This is a genomic window from Variovorax sp. E3 (assembly GCF_016082275.1).
Classification (GTDB): Bacteria; Pseudomonadota; Gammaproteobacteria; order Burkholderiales; family Burkholderiaceae_C; genus Variovorax.
In genome coordinates this window covers 1-17,143 of the sequence record NZ_MOWM01000160.1, presented here as the reverse complement: position 1 = coordinate 17,143, position 17,143 = coordinate 1, and the positions used below count along the sequence as shown (strand labels likewise).

The window sequence follows — 17,143 nt, the reverse complement described above, 5'->3', positions numbered from 1 at the left end:
CAAGCGCGCCGTCGCCGAGCGGAGGCGCCGAGCCCCCACCTCGGTCCTCCCCCGGAAGGGGAGGAAGAAATGCGATAGGACTTCATGCGGCGTCCCGCTTGCGCTTGAACGCAGCGTTGAGAAAGCCGCTGAGCACGCCCACCATCAACAGCGGCGGCAGCGACAACAGAATGACCGAGGCGTTCAGGATGCCCCACGGCACGTCGCGCCCCAGCTGGCTCAGCTCCGACGCCACGATGGGCAGCGTTTTCGCGTCCGACGTGGTCAGCATCAGCGCAATGAGGAACTCGTTCCACACCAGCACGAAGCCGAAGGCAATGGCGCCGACCAGCGAGCGCGCGGCAATCGGCAGCGCCACCTTGAAGAAGATCGCGTAGGGGCCGTAGCCGTCCACGCGGCCCGCTTCTTCCACCTCCTTGGGCACCGCCTTGAAGGCCGGGATCGCGAGCCAGATCACGGTCGACAAGGTCAGCAGCGTGTAGGTGACGATCAACGCAAAGCGCGTGTCGTACAGCTCCAGCTGCAGCCAGATCACCATCAGCGGAATGGCCACGGCCACCGGCGGCAGGAAGCGCATCGACAGCACGAAGAACTGGATGTCGTCGGCCCAGCGCAGCGGGTAGCGCGCGAGCGCATACGCGGCCGCAGCCCCAGCACCGCGCCGACGATCACCGCCGCGCCCACCACCAATACGGAGTTGAGCAGCCCCTGCGCCACCGCCTCGCGGCTCAGCACGTAGACGTAGTTCTCCAGCGTCGGCGTGAAGAAGAACCTGGGCACCGCCGAGACGATGTCCACGCGGTTCTTGAACGAGTTGAGAAAGGTCCAGAGCACCGGCACCAGCGCCGAGAGCCCCGCGCCGACCAGCACCAGCCGCGCGAGCAGCGTGCCCATGGAAAATTTCTTCTTGCGTGAGGCGCTCATTTCGGTCGCGTCCATTTCCAGATATAGGTGAACGCCACGGTCGAGGCGACCATCATCAGCACCGCCATGCTCGACGCATACGAGATGCGGCCCGACTCGATGAAGCCCTGCGAGAAGGCGTACATGTCCAGCGTCTCGGTCGAGATGCCGGGGCCGCCGCGCGTCATCACGTAGATCAGGTCGAAGGCGCGCAGCGACTCCACCATCTTCACGAAGGTCAGGCTGATGAGCGGTGCCTTCAGCATCGGCAGCGCCACGTACGCATAGACCTCCCAGGTCCTGGCGTGGTCCATGCGCGCGGCCTCGAAGGGCTGCGGCGGCAATGTCTCCAGCAGCTTCAGCACGATGACCGCGAAGAACAGGCCCCACTGCCACACGTCCACGAAGGCCACGGTGAGCAGCGCCGTGAGCGGGTTGGCCAGCAGGTCGAGCGGCTCGCCGGTGATGGCCTTGTACGGGTACGTCAGCAAGCCGAACAGCGGGTGGAAGGCGAACTTCCACACGAACGCGGCCGACACGCGCGGCAGCAGCACCGGCACGATGAACAGCATCGACAGCACGTTGCGCCAGCGCGCGGTGGTGCACTGGAACAGCAGCACGCCCAGCAGCACCGCCAAGCCCATGGTGGCGCTCACGGTCAGCACTTCCCACACCAGCGACACGCGCACCGAGTTGAGAAAGCGCCGGTCGGAAAACAGCTGCACGTAGTTCGACAGCCAGACCCAGCCCGAATCGGCCTGGCCCAGCTCGCGGTCCTGCAGCGAGATGCCGATCGCGAACAGCGTCGGCACCAGCGCCAGCACCGCGAGCACCAGCAGCCCCGGTCCGATGAAGACGACCGGCAGCCGCGTCTTTCTTTTGACCCCAGCGCCCATCACTTCTTGCGCCGTGCGACCAGCTGCTTGGCGTAGGCGTCGAGTTCGTCCAGGCCGCCCTTGATGTCGGTGCGCGAACCGGTGATCAGCTCTTCGAGAATGATCCCCCAGCGGTCGCCCAAGTCGGGCCACGCGGGGTCTTGCCAGAAGTTCACGGCCGTGAGCTTGCCGGTGTCGGCCAGCGCCTTGCCCAGGTCGGCGCCGTAGCGCTTGGCGAACTCGGGGCTGGCCAGCACGCTGGTGCGGTTGAGTTCACCGAACTGCCCTTCGGCCAGGCGGCGCTGCTCCTGCTGCTTGGAAGTGGCCCAGGCCACGAACAGGCCCGCGCACTTCTTCGCCTCTTCGGTCTTGTTGGCCTTGGCGCCGATGGCCAGCCCGTGGCCGTAGCCGCCGCCGGTCAGCGGCGAAGGCGGCGGCAGGTAGGCGACCTTGCCGATCACGGTCGACATCTTCGGGTCGAGCGCGTTGCCGGCCAGCGGGGTCGATTCGATCAGCATCGCCACCTTGCCCGCGAGGAAGGCGCCGGTGGCCTCGTCCCAGCCGCCGGTCTTGGTGCCGGGGGCGGAGTACTTGAACAGGTCCAGGTACGTCTGCGTGGCCTTCACGGCGGCGGGCGAGTCGAAGACGGGCTTGTCGCCGTCGAACCACTGGCCGCCGTTGCCGCGGAAGAACGGCATCCAGCGCCACACGTTGGCGCCCGAGCCGCGCTGGCCGCGCAGGGCCACGCCGTACACGCCGTGGGCCGGGTCGTTGAGCTTCTTCGCGGCCTCGACGAACTCTTCGAGCGTGGTGGGCGGCTTCACGCCGGCTTTCTCGAGCAGGTCCTTGCGGTAGACCAGCAGGTCGCCGCCACCGGTGAGCGGCGCGAACCAGGCCTGGCCGTCGAAGGTGGCGACCTTCTGGCGGCCGGGGTCGAAGTCGGCGTAGTCGTAGTCGGCCGGGTAGTACCTGGCCAGCGGCACGATCCACTTCGACTGGGCGAACAGCGGCACGTTGGCCTCGTCCACGTAGTACACGTTGTACTTGCCCACGGTCGAGGCGTCGGCGCGGGTCTTGGTGCGGCGGTCGTTCTCGTTGAGGTTGTCGATGTTGAACGAGGCGCCGCTCAGGGCCTTGAACTCGTCCTTGTACTTTTCGAGCAAGGTCAGCCCGTCGCGCGGCTGGGACAGGACGCGCACGTCCTCCTTGCAGACCTGCGGGGCCGGGGCCTGCGCCTGGGCCGCGGCGCCCCAGGTGGCCAGTGCCGCCACCAGCAGCGCGAAGCCGGCCGACCGGCCGGGTGTGTGAATAGCCATCATCGCTTTTGTCTCCTGTGAACCTGCCCTGGATCGCCGTCGGATCGCGGCGTCAACAGGTGGGAGGAAGCGTAGGCAGCACGGCCCGGCCGCCGCGTACATGCCGGCAAGGGCGCTGGTATTTTGATGACCACCCTCTCGGGGTTTTGCCGGGGTTCGGCCGGGGTCGGGCAGACCCGTATCAGCCGGCCGTCAAGCGTTCGTCAGGGTCGCCGGGGGCACGGGCTGGCCGCTGCGCAGGCCGAAGCGGTCTTGTGCCTGGTGGCGGTAGGCCGAGGGCGTCATGCCCTTGAGCTGCAGGAAGCGGCGGTTGAAATTGGCCAGGTTGGCAAAGCCGACGTCATAGCAGATGTCGCTCACCAGCCGGTCGGACACCTGCAGCATCTCGCAGGCCTTGGCGATGCGCAGCCGCGTGACGAAGTCGGTGAAGGTGGCGCCCATGTGCTTGTGGAAGTAGCGCGAGAAGCTGCTTTCGGCCATGTTGGCCACGGCGCACACGGCCGGCAGCGACAGCTCCTCGGTCAGGTGCAGCTCGAGGTAGTCGAGCACGCGGCGCATGCGGGTGTTGGCGCTCGGGTCTTCGCCGGCGGGGCCGGTGGTGCTGGAAATCTGGCGCCAGTCGGGCCAGTGGGCCAGCTCGTGCAGCAGGCCGATGAATTCGGCCAGCCGGGCCATGCCCTCCTGCGCCTGCACGCGCAGGAAGCGCTCGCGCACCAGTGCGTGGATGCCGAAGAACTCGATGCCCAGCTTGGCCCGCTCGAGCATCGGCAGCACCGCGTTCAGCTCGGGAAACAGGTCGGTGCCCTTGCGCAGCGGCTCGTCGCGGAAATGGATGACCATGCTGCGGTCGGCAATGCCCTCGGGCGGCACGTCGTGCGAGATCCAGGTGTGGGGCAGCCGCGCTCCCACCAGCGCCACGTAGCCCGGCTCGAAGCGGCCGATGTGGTCGCCCACGAAGACATCGCCGCTGCTGCGGTTGATGCACTGCAGCTCGTATTCGTCGTGGTAGTGCCAGCAGTCGAAGGGCCAGGGCACGCCGTGCTGCAGACAGCGCACCGAGCTGCCGCCCGCGGGCTCGAAACCCAGCCGCGGGTCGCGCAGCAGTTCATGTTCGAGTTCCGGCTTTCGTGCGGCGTGTTGTCTCATGGTTCTACGAGCCTTCGCGCGGGGGCCGGCGGCGGGGCTTCAGGACCTCGAAGCCTTATGTGCCGTTATGCGCCGGCGACTTTCATGCGGTTGACCAGGATCGACCCCGTGGTCTTGGCGCCGAAAGTGTACGCATCGGCCCCGATGGCTTCAATGCCCATCAGCATGTCTTTCAGGTTGCCGGCGATGGTGATTTCCTGCACCGGGAAGGCGATCTTGCCCTTTTCGACCCAGAAACCGCTGGCGCCGCGCGAGTAGTCGCCGGTCACGTAGTTCACGCCCTGCCCCATGAGCTCGATCACGAACAGGCCGGTGCCCAGCTTGGCGAGCATGGCGTCGAGGTCGTCGGTGTGCCGGGTCAGGCGTGAGCTGAGCGTCAGGTTGTGCGAGCCGCCGGCGTTGCCGGTGGTCTTCATGCCCAGCTTGCGGGCCGAATAGGTCGAGAGGAAGTAGCCCTCGAGGCGGCCGGCATCGACCACCTTGCGCGCGCGGGTGATCACGCCTTCGTCGTCGAAGGGCGAGCTGCCCTTGCCGCGCATCACGTGCGGGTCTTCGGCCACGCTCACGTGCTTGGGCAGCACGGGCTTGCCCAGCGAGTCGAGCAGGAAGCTGCTTTTGCGGTAGAGCGCCCCGCCGCTCACGGCCTGCACCAGCCCGCCCAGCAGGCCCACGGCCAGCGGCGACTCGAACAGCACCGGGCATTCGGTGGTCTTGATCTTGCGCGACTTCAGGCGGCTCAGCGCCCGTTCGGCGGCGTAGCGGCCCACGGCCTGCGGGCTGGCCAGTTCGTCGGCCGCGCGCATGGAGCTGTACCAGGCGTCGCGCTGCATGCCGTCGCCCTTGCCTGCGATGGGCGCCACCGAGATCGAGTGCCGCGAGCTGGCGTAGCCGCCCCGGAAGCCGTGCGTGTGGGCGCTGAAGAAGTGGCTCTGCTGGGCCGAGACGCCCGCGCCTTCGCTGTTGGTGATGCGCTTGTCGGTCGTCAAGGCCGCCTCTTCGCATTCCAGCGCCAGCTGGGCGGCCTGCTCGCTCGTCACGTCCCAGGGGTGGAACAGGTCGAGTTCGGGGTGTTCCTTGGCGATGTCTTCTTCGTCGGGCAGGCCGCTCACCGGGTCTTCGGCCGTGAAGCGGGCGATGTCGTAGGCCGCCTGCACGGTCTGCTTGATGGCCGCCTCGGAGAAGTCGGAGGTGCTGGCGTTGCCGCGGCGGTGGCCCACGTAGACCGTGATGCCCAGCGACTTGTCGCGGTTGCGCTCGACGTTCTCGAGCTCGCCCTTGCGCACGGAGACGCTCAGGCCGCAGCCCTCGGACGCCTCGGCGCCGGCATCGGTCGCCCCGAGCTTCTTGGCGTGCGCCAAGGCCGTGTCGACCAGGTTTTCGAAGAAGGAGCGGCTGTAGGCGAAGCCGGAATCGGCGCGCGAGGAGGATGTCGTCATGTGGTGGCTATGATACTTGCGCCCCCCATTTCCCGTTTTCCCCCCAGCTTCCCACTGCGCATTGCACACGCGTTGCAACGCCGCACGGTGCGGCCCAGAATCGACCCCCATGTCCCGCAAACCCAAAAAAGGCTATTTCGTCCGTGGCCAGTTCGTCGCCGAAGGCAGCGAACTCGACCTGGAGCTCAAGCGCGAGCTCAAGGGCACCGACGACGCCAGCCGTACCGACCTCAAGCGCGAAAGCGACGAACTCCAGAAGCTCGGCGGCGAACTGCTCACGCTGCGCGCCGGCCTGTTCGATGCGCTCCAGCTCGACGAGAAGCTGGTCGACGCCATCGCCGAAGCCAAGCGCATCACCAATTTCGAGGGCAAGCGCCGCCAGATGCAGTTCATCGGCAAGCTCATGCGCAAGCTGGAGCCCGAGGTGCTGGAGGCCGTCAAGCAGGCCCTGACCGAGCAGAACAGCGTGCCCGCCGCCGAAACCGCCGCCCTGCACGAGGCCGAGCGCTGGCGCGACCGCCTGATTGCCGACGACGACGCCCTGGGCGGCTGGATCGAGACCCACCCCGCCACCGACTCCCAGCAGCTGCGCGCCCTGGTGCGCCAGGCCCGCAAGGACATGAAGACCGGCCCGGCCGGGGAAGCCCCCCGCCAGGGCAAGGCCTACCGCGAGATCTTCCAGCTGGTGCGCGAGCAACTGGCGGTGCATGGCGGCGACGACCATGCGGCGGCGGCGGCTGCCCAGGACCGCGAAGAGGACGCATGAGCCACCCGTATTTCCGCCTGCCCTCCCGGGGGGAGGAAGCAAGACCATGAGCACCTTTGACCCCGTCCGCATCGGCATCGTCTCGGTCAGCGACCGCGCCTCCAGCGGCGCCTACGAGGACAAGGGCCTGCCCTCGCTGAAGGAATGGCTGGCCAAGGCGCTGAAGAACCCCATCGAGTTCGAACCCCGGCTGATTCCCGACGAAGCCGAGCGCATCAGCGCCGCGCTGATCGAGCTGGTCGACGCCGGCTGCTCGCTGGTGCTGACCACCGGCGGCACCGGCCCGGCCCTGCGCGACGTGACGCCCGAGCCACGCTGGCCGTGGCCCACAAGGAAATGCCCGGCTTCGGCGAGCAGATGCGCCAGATCAGCCTGCGCTTCGTGCCGACCGCGATCCTGTCGCGGCAGGTGGCGGTGATTCGCGGGCAGAGCCTGATCATCAACCTGCCGGGCCAGCCCAAATCGATCGCGGAAACGCTCGAAGGGCTGAAGGACGCGAACGGCGCGCGGGTCGTGCCGGGCATCTTCGCGGCGGTGCCCTACTGCATCGACCTGATCGGCGGGCCGTACCTGGAAACCGACGACACGGTCTGCAAGGCCTTCCGGCCCAAGTCGGCCATCCGCACCCGCGCCTGAGCACAGCGAGCGCCTAGGGCGTCGGCAGGCTCCTGGCCTCCACGTCCTTCAGGCACGCATTGACCGCCGCGGGCGACGCCTGCTCGTAGCAGCGCGCGGCCGCCGCCCGCGCCGCCTTCTGCTGCACGCGGCGCTCTTCGGCGCTGTCGATCTGGTAGCCCATGAGCCACTTCATGGACAGCGCCAGCACGAGCCCCAGGCCCAGCGACACACCGACCACCGTCGAGCGCCAGGTCCGCACGCCGGCGGGCCTGCCAGCCTTGGCGGCCTTGGCGGGTGCGGCCGGCGCGGCGGCCGGGCCGACATCGAATGCCATCGGCGGATGCGAGGGCGAGCCGCCATGAACCCGGCGCCGCTGCTGCGGGCGCGGGTCGGCCGTGGTGGTGGTGCGTGCGGAAGACTTGTCGTAGCTACCCATCGATCTGCGTGTTGTGATTCAGGCGCGACGTGCGCGGGGCGATTGTCCGACAAGTGGCGCCCCGGCTTCTTCAGCTTCGGCACACGTTGCTGTTTGGCTACTTGCCCAGGATCCACGACGCGATTCGCGGCACCACTTCGAGTTCGAGCCCGTTGAAGCCGTGATAGGCCATGGCCTCGCAGGGGTCGCCCCTGCTCTGGCCGCCGGTGAAGCTCAGCAGTTCCTTCCTCGACGAGTTGCCGAGCTTGCCCATGAGCTCCGGCACCTTGGCGTACGCGCAGAGCGCGCAGCCGTCCTGCTCGTGGTGCACCACGAGCACGGGAATGCGGATGTTCTCCAGCGGCATGGCCGGAACGGGCCGGCCGCCACGGTCCGCGAGGATGGTCGAAGTCAGCACGATGCCGTCCGGGCCGTCCGGGCCTTGAGGGCCGGACAGCTCGGTGGCGACATACGCCGCCGACTGCGTGCCCCGGCTGGTGCCCACCAGCCACACGGGCACCTTGGCCTGCTCGCGCATCCAAGCAATGACCGCCTTCAGGTCCGCCGCGTGTTCGGGCTTCTGGCGGAACCCGCTCAGGTACGGCGGGCTCTGCCGGTCGGAGGGCGCGTCGATCACCGCCACCATGAGCCCCTGGTCCGCGAACGACTGCCGCGTGCGAACGAGGAAATTGCCGGCGCCCCAGGCGAACGAGCCGTTGGGAAAGATCTGCAGCCCGCCGTGCCCACCCGCGAGCAGGATGACGGCGGCCTTGGGATCGGGTGGCGACAGCACGAGCACTCGCTGCGTCACGCCGGGGCGGGTGGGAATGTCCACCACCTGCTGCGTGGTCTGCGCCTGGGCCGGGCCATGCGCGGCCAACGCCATCAGGAAGCCAGCGATCCAGCAACGGGCAGCGCGGTACATCGGCGATCTCCTGGCAACTGCATTCACCACCTGCATGGCCCCGGCGTCCGGGCCGGAGGCTTTCGAAAACCTCCGGCGTGCGGCGAACCTCAGGCCAGGTCGAACCTGTCGAGGTTCATCACCTTCGTCCACGCAGCCACGAAGTCCTTCGTGAACTTGTCCTGCGCATCGGCGCTTGCGTAGATCTCGGCCACGGCGCGCAGTTGCGCGTTGGAGCCGAAGACCAGGTCGGCGCGCGTGCCGGTCCACTTCAGCTCGCCCGACTTGCGGTCGCGCCCTTCGTACCTGTCGTTGCCGGCCGCGGCCGCCTTCCACTCCGTGCCCATGTCGAGCAGGTTGACGAAGAAGTCGTTGCTCAACGCGCCCGGCTTCTTCGTGAAGACGCCGTCCTTCGTTTGACCGGCGTTGGCACCGATCACGCGCAGGCCGCCGAGGAGCACCGTCATTTCCGGCGCGGTCAGCGTCAGCAGTTGTGCCCGGTCGACGAGCAGCACTTCGGCGGGCACGCTGAAACGCGCCCGGGTGTAGTTGCGAAAGCCGTCGGCCGCCGGCTCCAGCGGCTCGAACGAGGGCACGTCGGTCTGGTCCTGCGACGCGTCGGCGCGGCCCGGCGAGAACGGCACCTTGACCTCGCGGCCGGCGTTGCGCGCGGCTTGCTCCACGCCCGCGCCACCGGCCAGCACGATCAGGTCGGCGATCGAGATCTTCTTGCCGCCCTTTTGCGCGCCGTTGAACTCGGCGCGAATGCCTTCGAGCACCTGCAGCACCTTGCCCAGTTGCGCCGGCTCGTTCACGGCCCAGTCTTTCTGCGGTGCCAGGCGAATGCGCGCGCCGTTCGCGCCGCCGCGCTTGTCGGAGCCGCGGAAGGTCGATGCCGAGGCCCATGCCGTCGACACCAACTGCGCGGGCGTGAGGCCCGAGGCCAGTACCTGCTTCGTGAGCGCCGCGACGTCCTGCGCGTCGACCAGTGCGTGGTCGACCGCCGGAATCGGGTCTTGCCAGATCAACTCTTCGGCCGGCACTTCCGGGCCGAGGTAGCGTGCGCGCGGTCCCATGTCGCGGTGCGTGAGCTTGAACCATGCGCGGGCGAATGCATCGGCGAGCTGGTCGGGGTTGGCGAGGAAGCGGCGCGAGATCTTCTCGTAGGCCGGGTCCACGCGCAGCGACAGGTCGGTGGTGAGCATGGTCGGCGCGTGGCGCTTCGACGCGTCGTGCGCGTCGGGAATGGTGCCCGCGCGGCGCCGCCCTTGGCCACCCACTGGTGCGCGCCGGCGGGGCTCTTCGTGAGTTCCCATTCGTAGCCGAACAGGTTCTCGAAGAAGTTGTTGCTCCACTTCGTCGGCGTGGTGGTCCAGGTGACTTCCAGGCCGCTGGTGATGGCATCGCCGCCCTTGCCGCTGCCGAAGCTGCTCTTCCAGCCCAGGCCCTGGTCCTCGATGCCCGCCGCCTCGGGCTCGTGCCCGACGTGCGTTGCCGGGCCCGCGCCGTGGGTCTTGCCGAAGCTGTGGCCGCCGGCGATGAGCGCCACGGTTTCTTCGTCGTCCATGGCCATGCGCCCGAAGGTGTCGCGGATGTCGCGTGCCGCGGCCAGCGGGTCGGGGTTGCCGTCCGGGCCTCGGGGTTCACGTAGATCAGGCCCATCTGCACGGCGGCCAACGGGTTCTCGAGGTCGCGGGTGTGCGGCACCTTGCTGTCGTCGTCCTTCACGAGCACGGCGCCGGCCTTGTCGACACCGGGCGAGCCTTGCGAATAGCGGACGTCACCGCCCAGCCAGGTGGTCTCGCGGCCCCAGTACACGTCCTGGTCGGGTTCCCACACATCGGCGCGGCCACCGGCAAAGCCGAAGGTCTTGAAGCCCATGGTTTCGAGCGCGACGTTGCCCGTGAGAATCAACAGGTCGGCCCACGAAATCTTGTTGCCGTACTTCTGCTTGATCGGCCACAGCAGGCGGCGTGCCTTGTCCAGGCTCACGTTGTCGGGCCAGCTGTTGAGCGGCGCAAAGCGCTGCTGGCCACGACCAGCACCGCCGCGTCCGTCGCCGATGCGGTAGGTGCCCGCGCTGTGCCAGGCCATGCGAACGAACAGCGGGCCGTAGTGGCCGAAGTCGGCCGGCCACCAGTCCTGCGAGTCGGTCATCAAGGCGGCGAGGTCTTTCTTCAGCGCGGCCAGATCGAGGCTCTTGAAGGCGGCGGCGTAGTCGAAGTCCTTGTCCATCGGATCGGATTTCGACGAGTGCTGATGCAGCAGGTCGACGCGCAACTGCTGGGGCCACCAGTCCTTGTTCGTGGTGCCGGCACCCGCGGCCTGGCTGAAGGGACACTTGGCTTCGGACTTGTCACTGCTCATGGGGAGAACTCCTGTTTTCTGCTGCGAGGGGATGAATCAAATTCTCTGACAGAAGGCGCTGTGAGGCGAATAGAAGCATTCAATTCCAGCGATAGCGCACGCAGGCGATGCAGGCCATTCGCCGTGCGGTCTTCGCCGCCCGGCCTTGGGCTTTATAGCCCCATCGCATGTCGCTGGGCAATCGATCTCCATGCATCGAGAAGAGAAGTGACCGAAGGCAAGTACTTCAGCGCGGTGCTGATGAAGTACGCGCCCTGAACTCAGGCCGTGGCCGGCCCGAACCCATGGCTGTCCGCGGCCTGCTCGCAAGGCACGCGCTCGGCCTGCACGGTCGAGTGGTGAATGTCGAAGCGCTCCGCAAGCAGCGCGCGCAGCCGCAGCGTCAACGGCGCCAGGTCGCCGATATCGGGCGTGCCGACCACATGCACGCTCAGGCTCACCTTGCCGCTGGACAGCGCCCACACATGCAGGTCGTGCACGCTGGCGACGCCTTCGCTTGCCAGCAGCGCGCGTTCGACTTCCGGCAGGTCGACATCGTCGGGCACGCCTTCGAGCAGCACGTTGAGGCTCTCGCGCAGAAGCCGCCACGTGCGCGGCAGCACCCACAGGCCGATGGCCACCGCAATCACCGAGTCGACCCAGGCCCGGCCCGTGAAGCGGATGACCAGCGCGCCCACGATCACGCCGACCGAGCCCAGCATGTCGGCCCACACCTCGAGGTAGGCGCCCTTCACGTTCAGGCTCTTGTCCTTGCCCGCCGCGAGCAGCCGCATGCCGACGAGGTTGACGACCAGACCGCCAATGGCCACCAGCAGCATCATGGTCGACTGGATCTCGGCCGGCGCCGAGATGCGCCGCCACGCCTCGTACAGCACGTAGATCGCCACGAAGAACAGCAGCACCGCATTCAGCACGGCCGCCAGGATCTCGAAGCGGTAGTAGCCGAAGGTGCGCCGCTTGTCGGCGGGCCGCTTGCCGATCCAGATGGCGGCCAGCGAGATCGCCAGCGCCACGGTGTCGGTGAACATGTGGGCCGCGTCGGACAGCAGCGCGAGGCTGCCCGACACCAGCCCGCCCACCACCTCGGCGACGAGGTAGACCGAGGTCAGCAGCAGCGCCCAGCGCAGTGCTTTCTCGTTGCCGCCGACGGCGTGTGAATGCTCATGTGCCATGGGATCCTCGCAGTGCAGGGTCGTCGAGCGGCGCGCCGTGGCTCTGCGCCGAACGCTCCTCCTGCACCTCGTCTTCGTCGCGCCGGTGCGCGATGCGGTAGAGCAGCGGAAGCACCAGCAGCGTCAGCGCGGTCGACGACAGGATACCGCCGATCACCACCGTGGCCAGCGGCCGCTGCACCTCGGCGCCGGTGCCGGTGGCGATGGCCATCGGCACGAAGCCCAGCGACGCGACCAGCGCCGTCATCAGCACGGGCCGCAGCCGCGTGAGCGCACCCTCGCGGATGGCGGCGTCGAGCGGCATGCCGCTCTCGCGCAGGTTGCGGATGAACGAGATCATCACCAGCCCGTTGAGCACCGCCACGCCCGACAGCGCAATGAAGCCCACCGCCGCCGAGATCGACAGCGGTATGCCGCGCATCCACAGCGCCACGATGCCGCCCGTGAGCGCGAACGGAATGCCGGTGAACACCAGCAGGCCATCCTTCAGGTTGCCGAACATCGCGAACAGCAGCGTGAACACCAGCAGCAGCGACACCGGCACCACCACCTGCAGCCGCTGCGTGGCCGAGGCCAGGTTCTCGTACTGACCGCCCCACACGGTCCAGTAGCCGCTGGGAATGCTCACCTTCCGCATCGCCACCTCGGCCTCGGCCACGAAGGAACCGAGGTCGCGCCCGCGCACGTTGGCGCTCACCACGATGCGGCGCTTGCCGTCCTCGCGGCTCACCTGGTTGGGGCCCGGCGCGATGTCGAGCGTGGCCACCTCGCCCAGCGGGATGAAGCTGGTGCGCGCGCCCTCCGCGCCCGCGCCCTTGGGCAGCGCCACGGGCAGCCGCTGGATGGCCGCCAAGTCGGTGCGCAGGTTCTCGGGCAGCCGCACGATGATGTCGAAGCGCCGGTCGCCGTCGAACAGCGTGCCCGCCTCGCGCCCGCCCACCGCGACCGAGATCGCGTCCTGCACGTCGCCCACGTTCAGGCCGTAGCGCGCGGTCTTGTTGCGGTCGATGTTCACCGTGAGCATGGGCAGGCCGGTGGTCTGCTCGACCTTCACCTCGGCCGCGCCGGGGATCTTGCCCAGCGCCTGCGACACCTCGGCCGCGGTCTTGTTCAGCACGTCCATGTCGTCGCCGAAGATCTTCACGGCCACGTCGCTTCGCACGCCCGAGATCAGCTCGTTGAAGCGCAGCTGGATGGGCTGCGAGAACTCGTAGTTGTTGCCCGGCAGCTTCTCGACCTCTTCCTGCACCGCCGCCAGCACCTCGGCGCGCGAGCGGCGCGGCTTGGGCCATTCGCTCTCGGGCTTGAGCATGATGTAGCCGTCGGAAATGTTCGGCGGCATCGGGTCGGACGCGATCTCGGCCGTGCCGGTGCGCGCGAAGATGCGTTCGATTTCCGGGAACTTCGCCTTCAGCGTGCTTTCGAGCTGCTTCTGCATCTCGACCGATTGCGTGAGGCTGGTGCCCGGAATGCGCAGCGCCTGGATCGCGAAGTCGCCCTCGCTCAGGCTCGGCACGAACTCGGTGCCCAGCCGCGTGGCCAGCAGGCCCGACAGCAGCACCGCCACCACCGCCGTGGTGATGACCAGCGGCTTGGCGCTCATGACGCGCGCCAGCAGCGGCTCGTAGCCGCGCTTGGCCCACAGCATCAGGCGGTTTTCCTTTTCGCCGACCTTGTTGCCGATGAACAGCGCCACGGCCGCGGGAATGAAGGTGATCGACAGGATCATCGCGCCCAGCAGCGCGATCACCACGGTGAAGGCCATCGGGTGGAACAGCTTGCCCTCCACGCCCGTGAGCGCAAAGATCGGCAGGTACACGATCATGATGATGAGCTGGCCGAACAGCAGCGGCCGGCGCGCCTCCTGCGAGGCCGCGAACACTTCGTGAAAGCGCTCGCTGCGCGTGAGCGGCCGCCCGTGCCGGGCCTGCGCATGGGCCAGCCTTCGCACGCAGTTCTCCACGATCACCACCGCCCCGTCGATGATGATGCCAAAGTCCAGCGCGCCCAGGCTCATGAGGTTGGCGCTGATCTTCTGGTTCACCATGCCGGTGAAGGTGAAGAGCATCGACAGCGGAATGACCAGCGCGGTGATCAGCGCCGCGCGGATGTTGCCCAGGAACAGGAACAGGATGGCAATGACCAGCACCGCGCCCTCGAACAGGTTCTTCTTCACAGTGGCAATGGCCTTGTCGACCAGCACCGTGCGGTCGTACACCGTCACCGCCTTCACGCCGGCGGGCAGCGTGCGGTTGATCTCCTGCATCTTCTTGTCGACGGCCTGCGACACGGTGCGGCTGTTCTCGCCGATCAGCATGAACACGGTGCCCAGCACCACCTCGCGGCCGTTGTCGGTGGCCGCGCCCGTGCGCAGCTCCTTGCCGATGCCCACTTGGGCCACGTCCTGCACGCGCAGCGGAATGCCGTTGGCGTTGCCGAGAATGACGTTGCCGATGTCCTCGATCGACTTCACCTGGCCCGGCGCGCGAATCAGGTACTGCTCGCCGCGCTTCTCGATGTAGCCCGCGCCCACGTTGGCGTTGTTGCGCTCCAGCGCGGTGACCAGGTCGGCCATGGTGAGGCCGTGGGCCAGCAGTTTGGCCGGGTCGGGCGCGATCTGGAACTCCTTGGCGTAGCCGCCGATGGAATTGATCTCGGTCACGCCCGCCACGTTGCGCAGCTGCGGCTTGATGATCCAGTCCTGGATCTCGCGCAGGTCGGTGGGCGAATACGGCTTGCCGTCGGCCTTCTTCGCGCCCTCCTCGGCCTCCACCGTCCAGAGGTAGATTTCGCCGAGGCCCGTGGAGATGGGCCCGATCACCGGCGAGATGCCGCGCGGCATGCCTTCCCTGGCCGACTGGATGCGCTCGTTGACGAGCTGGCGCGCAAAGTAGATGTCGGTGCCGTCCTTGAAGATCACCGTGACCTGCGACAGGCCGTAGCGCGACAGCGAGCGCGTCTGCTGCAGGCCCGGCAGGCCGGCCATGACGGTCTCGATCGGGTAGGTCACGCGCTGCTCGGTCTCCAGCGGCGAGTAGCCGGGCGCGGCGGTGTTGATCTGCACCTGCACGTTGGTGATGTCGGGCACCGCGTCGATGGGCAGCTTCTGGTAGCTGAAGACGCCGAGCGCGGCCATGCCGAGCACGGCGAGCAGGATCAGCCAGCGCTGCTCGATGGAGAAGCGGATGATTCGTTCGAACATGCGGGCGTCCTCAGTGGGTGTGCGTGGCCGAGCTCTTGCCCTGCTGCGATTTCACGATGAAGCTGCCGCTGGCGGCATAGGTCGCGCCGGGCTTCAGCCCGCCCGTGATCTCGATGCGCTTGCCGTCGCTGCGCCCGGTCTGCACGTGCTGCGGCACGAAGCCGCCGGGCACGCGCAGGAACACGGTGGGCTTGTCTTCCACGGTCTGCACGGCTTCGGTCGACACGGTCACGGGCGCGTCGGTTTCGCCGGCCACGAGCTCGACATTCACGAACAGGCCCGGACGCCAGATGCGGTCGGGGTTGGTCAGCGTGACGCGCGCGGTGGCGGTGCGCGTCTGCGCGCCGATGAGCGAACCCACGTAGGAGACCTTGCCCGTGGCCGTCTGGTCGAAGGCGCTGGAGCGGATGCTCACCGGCTCGCCGATGCGCACCAGGTTCAGGTTGTTGGCGGCCACGCTGATCTCGGCCCACACGGTCGACAGGTCGGAGATGGTGAACACGTTGACCGCCTCGCCCACCGATTCGCCGAGCGAGATGTGCTTTTCGACCACCATGCCGTCGAAGGGGGCGCGCAACTCGTAGCGGCCCAGCGCCGACGAGCCCGGCGTGGCGCCCAGCGCCAGCAGCTTCTGGTTGGCGTTGGCCACGGCGATCTGCGCCTCCTGCATCACCTGCTGCGCCTGCAGGTAGTCCTGCTGGGGCGAGATCTTTTCTTCCCACAGCGTCTTCTCGCGCGCGTAGGTGGTGCGCGCCAGCTCGAGCCGGCGCTGGGCCGACTGCAGCTCGCTGCGCTGCTCCGACAGCGCGGGGCTCGACAGCACCGCGAGCACCTGGCCGCGCTTGACCTCCTGGCCCAGGTTGGCCGACACGCTGTCGACCACGCCCGCCACGCGCGGCACCACGTGGGCGGTGCGGTCTTCGTTGAACTTGATCTCGCCGGGCAGCTGCAGCGACGACTTGATGCGCGCGGGGCCGGCGCTCTCGAGGGTCATGTCGGCGGCCTTGATCTGCGCGTCGGTGAAGGCGATGGTTTCTTCGTCTTCCTTGTGCCCGGCGGATTCCGGCTTCTTCGCTTCGCCCGCAGTGCCCGAAGCATCCGCCTGCTTGCCACCCTCTTCCTGGCCTTGCGCGTGGTGCTCCTTGTCGGCATGGCCCTCGGCCTCGCCGTGGCTGTGGTCGTGGTCCTTGCCTTCTTCCTTGCCGTGGGCCTTGCCTGCTTCTTCATGGTGCTCGCCGTCGCCGTGGCCGGCCGCTTCCGAATGGCCGGCCGCCTCGGGCTTGGCGGGCGCCGTGCGCAAGATCAATGCGCCCGCGCCGAGCCCCACGACGAGGACGGCGACGATCGCCATCCACTGCTTCTTGCCCACGCGCTCGGCGAAGGTGCTGCTGTTCTTTGTGTTCATGGTCTGTTGCTTTCCTTGTCAGCGCGACACGGGCACGGTCGGCGCCAGGGGTGTCGCGAAAGAGATGTCGTCGCCTTCGTTGCCCAGCAGGCGGTCGAGGTCGCCGGCCGCGCGGTGCGCGTCGGCTAGCGCCAGCAGGTACTGCGCGCGCACCTGGAACAACGTGCGCTGCGCATCCAGCGCCTCGAGAAAGCTGAACTTGCCCAGCTCGAAGCCCTTGGTCGCGGCCCTGTAGGCGGTCTCGGCGCCGGGCAGCGCGTCGTGCTGCAGCGTCTGCGCGGTGGCGCGCGCGGAGCGCAGGCGCTCGCCGGCCTGCGCCACGTCGGCGCCCAGTTGCAGCTGGGCGGCGGCGAGGTCGTCGCGCGCCTTTTCCTCGCGGCTCAGGGCCTCGGCCACATTGCCTCGGTTGGTGTCGAAGATCGGCAGCGGCACCGACAGCCCCACCACCACCTGGTTGCGCCGGCTGCCGCCGGTCTCGCCGTCGGACGCCGGCACGCGCTTGGCGCCCAGCGACACGGTCACGTCGGGAATGCGCTTGGCCTGCTCCAGCTCGGACAGCGCGCGCCGCCGCTCGACCTCGAGCCGCGCCTGCCGCACCACGGGCGCCGCGCCGAGGCG

The 17,143-nt window shown here is 68.2% G+C and carries 11 protein-coding genes and 3 pseudogenes; 2 read left to right on the top strand and 12 right to left on the bottom strand.

Annotation, left to right across the window (positions count from 1 at the left end; translation table 11 throughout):
- Nucleotides 1-82 precede the first annotated feature (82 nt).
- The 5 genes and pseudogenes from BMG07_RS34060 to pmbA all read right to left on the bottom strand — a co-directional run bounded on the left by BMG07_RS34060 (nt 83) and on the right by pmbA (nt 5,676).
- A pseudogene (locus tag BMG07_RS34060) lies at nt 83-894 on the bottom strand (carbohydrate ABC transporter permease).
- A 26-nt stretch (nt 895-920) separates the two neighbouring features.
- On the bottom strand, nt 921-1,799 hold the full coding sequence (locus BMG07_RS34055) for a carbohydrate ABC transporter permease (RefSeq protein WP_198088205.1): 879 nt from the start codon (nt 1,797-1,799) through the stop codon (nt 921-923).
- Nucleotides 1,799-3,094: a sugar ABC transporter substrate-binding protein gene (locus BMG07_RS34050; protein WP_374221353.1), complete on the bottom strand. Its 1,296-nt coding sequence runs from the start codon at nt 3,092-3,094 to the stop codon at nt 1,799-1,801. The genes BMG07_RS34055 and BMG07_RS34050 overlap by 1 nt, the downstream gene beginning before the upstream one ends.
- Before the next feature lie 192 nt (nt 3,095-3,286).
- The gene (locus BMG07_RS34045; RefSeq protein WP_198088204.1) at nt 3,287-4,240 is read right to left on the bottom strand and encodes an AraC family transcriptional regulator; all 954 of its coding nucleotides are present in this window, start codon (nt 4,238-4,240) and stop codon (nt 3,287-3,289) included.
- Between the two features lie 65 nt (nt 4,241-4,305).
- Nucleotides 4,306-5,676, bottom strand: coding sequence for a metalloprotease PmbA (gene pmbA / locus BMG07_RS34040; protein ID WP_198088203.1), 1,371 nt, complete (start codon nt 5,674-5,676; stop codon nt 4,306-4,308).
- Nucleotides 5,677-5,785: 109 nt separating this feature from the next.
- Here pmbA and yjgA point away from each other — a divergent pair, with 109 nt between their 5' ends.
- Both yjgA and mog read left to right on the top strand, forming a co-directional pair.
- Nucleotides 5,786-6,442, top strand: a complete 657-nt coding sequence (gene yjgA, locus BMG07_RS34035; RefSeq protein ID WP_198088202.1) for a ribosome biogenesis factor YjgA — start codon at nt 5,786-5,788, stop codon at nt 6,440-6,442.
- Nucleotides 6,443-6,488: 46 nt separating this feature from the next.
- Nucleotides 6,489-7,078: pseudogene (mog, locus tag BMG07_RS34030) on the top strand (molybdopterin adenylyltransferase).
- A gap of 13 nt (nt 7,079-7,091) precedes the next feature.
- On the opposite strand, the gene BMG07_RS34025 reads toward mog, so the two are convergent.
- The 7 genes and pseudogenes from BMG07_RS34025 to BMG07_RS33995 all read right to left on the bottom strand — a co-directional run.
- Entirely contained in the window at nt 7,092-7,496 is a 405-nt protein-coding gene (locus tag BMG07_RS34025; RefSeq protein ID WP_198088201.1) for a hypothetical protein, read from the bottom strand.
- A gap of 97 nt (nt 7,497-7,593) precedes the next feature.
- Complete coding sequence (locus BMG07_RS34020) at nt 7,594-8,400, bottom strand: alpha/beta hydrolase (protein WP_198088200.1); 807 nt, start codon at nt 8,398-8,400, stop codon at nt 7,594-7,596.
- An 89-nt stretch (nt 8,401-8,489) separates the two neighbouring features.
- Nucleotides 8,490-10,746 (bottom strand): annotated as a pseudogene (gene katG / locus BMG07_RS34015) (catalase/peroxidase HPI).
- A gap of 260 nt (nt 10,747-11,006) precedes the next feature.
- Complete coding sequence (locus BMG07_RS34010; protein WP_198088199.1) at nt 11,007-11,918, bottom strand: cation diffusion facilitator family transporter; 912 nt, start codon at nt 11,916-11,918, stop codon at nt 11,007-11,009.
- Entirely contained in the window at nt 11,908-15,120 is a 3,213-nt protein-coding gene (locus BMG07_RS34005; RefSeq protein WP_198088198.1) for a CusA/CzcA family heavy metal efflux RND transporter, read from the bottom strand. The genes BMG07_RS34010 and BMG07_RS34005 overlap by 11 nt, the downstream gene beginning before the upstream one ends.
- A gap of 10 nt (nt 15,121-15,130) precedes the next feature.
- Entirely contained in the window at nt 15,131-16,525 is a 1,395-nt protein-coding gene (locus BMG07_RS34000) for an efflux RND transporter periplasmic adaptor subunit (protein ID WP_198088197.1), read from the bottom strand.
- A gap of 18 nt (nt 16,526-16,543) precedes the next feature.
- The coding region (locus BMG07_RS33995) for a TolC family protein (RefSeq protein ID WP_198088196.1) at nt 16,544-17,143 on the bottom strand (600 nt) is incomplete at its 5' end.

What these genes read in the sequence shown, in the direction of transcription:
- BMG07_RS34055 (WP_198088205.1), bottom strand. Translation starts at nt 1,799, where the DNA reads ATGGGCGCTGGGGTCAAAAGAAAGACGCGGCTGCCGGTCGTCTTCATC.
- BMG07_RS34050 (WP_374221353.1), bottom strand. Translation starts at nt 3,094, where the DNA reads ATGGCTATTCACACACCCGGCCGGTCGGCCGGCTTCGCGCTGCTGGTG.
- BMG07_RS34045 (WP_198088204.1), bottom strand. Translation starts at nt 4,240, where the DNA reads ATGAGACAACACGCCGCACGAAAGCCGGAACTCGAACATGAACTGCTG.
- pmbA (WP_198088203.1), bottom strand. Translation starts at nt 5,676, where the DNA reads ATGACGACATCCTCCTCGCGCGCCGATTCCGGCTTCGCCTACAGCCGC.
- yjgA (WP_198088202.1), top strand. Translation starts at nt 5,786, where the DNA reads ATGTCCCGCAAACCCAAAAAAGGCTATTTCGTCCGTGGCCAGTTCGTC.
- BMG07_RS34025 (WP_198088201.1), bottom strand. Translation starts at nt 7,496, where the DNA reads ATGGGTAGCTACGACAAGTCTTCCGCACGCACCACCACCACGGCCGAC.
- BMG07_RS34020 (WP_198088200.1), bottom strand. Translation starts at nt 8,400, where the DNA reads ATGTACCGCGCTGCCCGTTGCTGGATCGCTGGCTTCCTGATGGCGTTG.
- BMG07_RS34010 (WP_198088199.1), bottom strand. Translation starts at nt 11,918, where the DNA reads ATGGCACATGAGCATTCACACGCCGTCGGCGGCAACGAGAAAGCACTG.
- BMG07_RS34005 (WP_198088198.1), bottom strand. Translation starts at nt 15,120, where the DNA reads ATGTTCGAACGAATCATCCGCTTCTCCATCGAGCAGCGCTGGCTGATC.
- BMG07_RS34000 (WP_198088197.1), bottom strand. Translation starts at nt 16,525, where the DNA reads ATGAACACAAAGAACAGCAGCACCTTCGCCGAGCGCGTGGGCAAGAAG.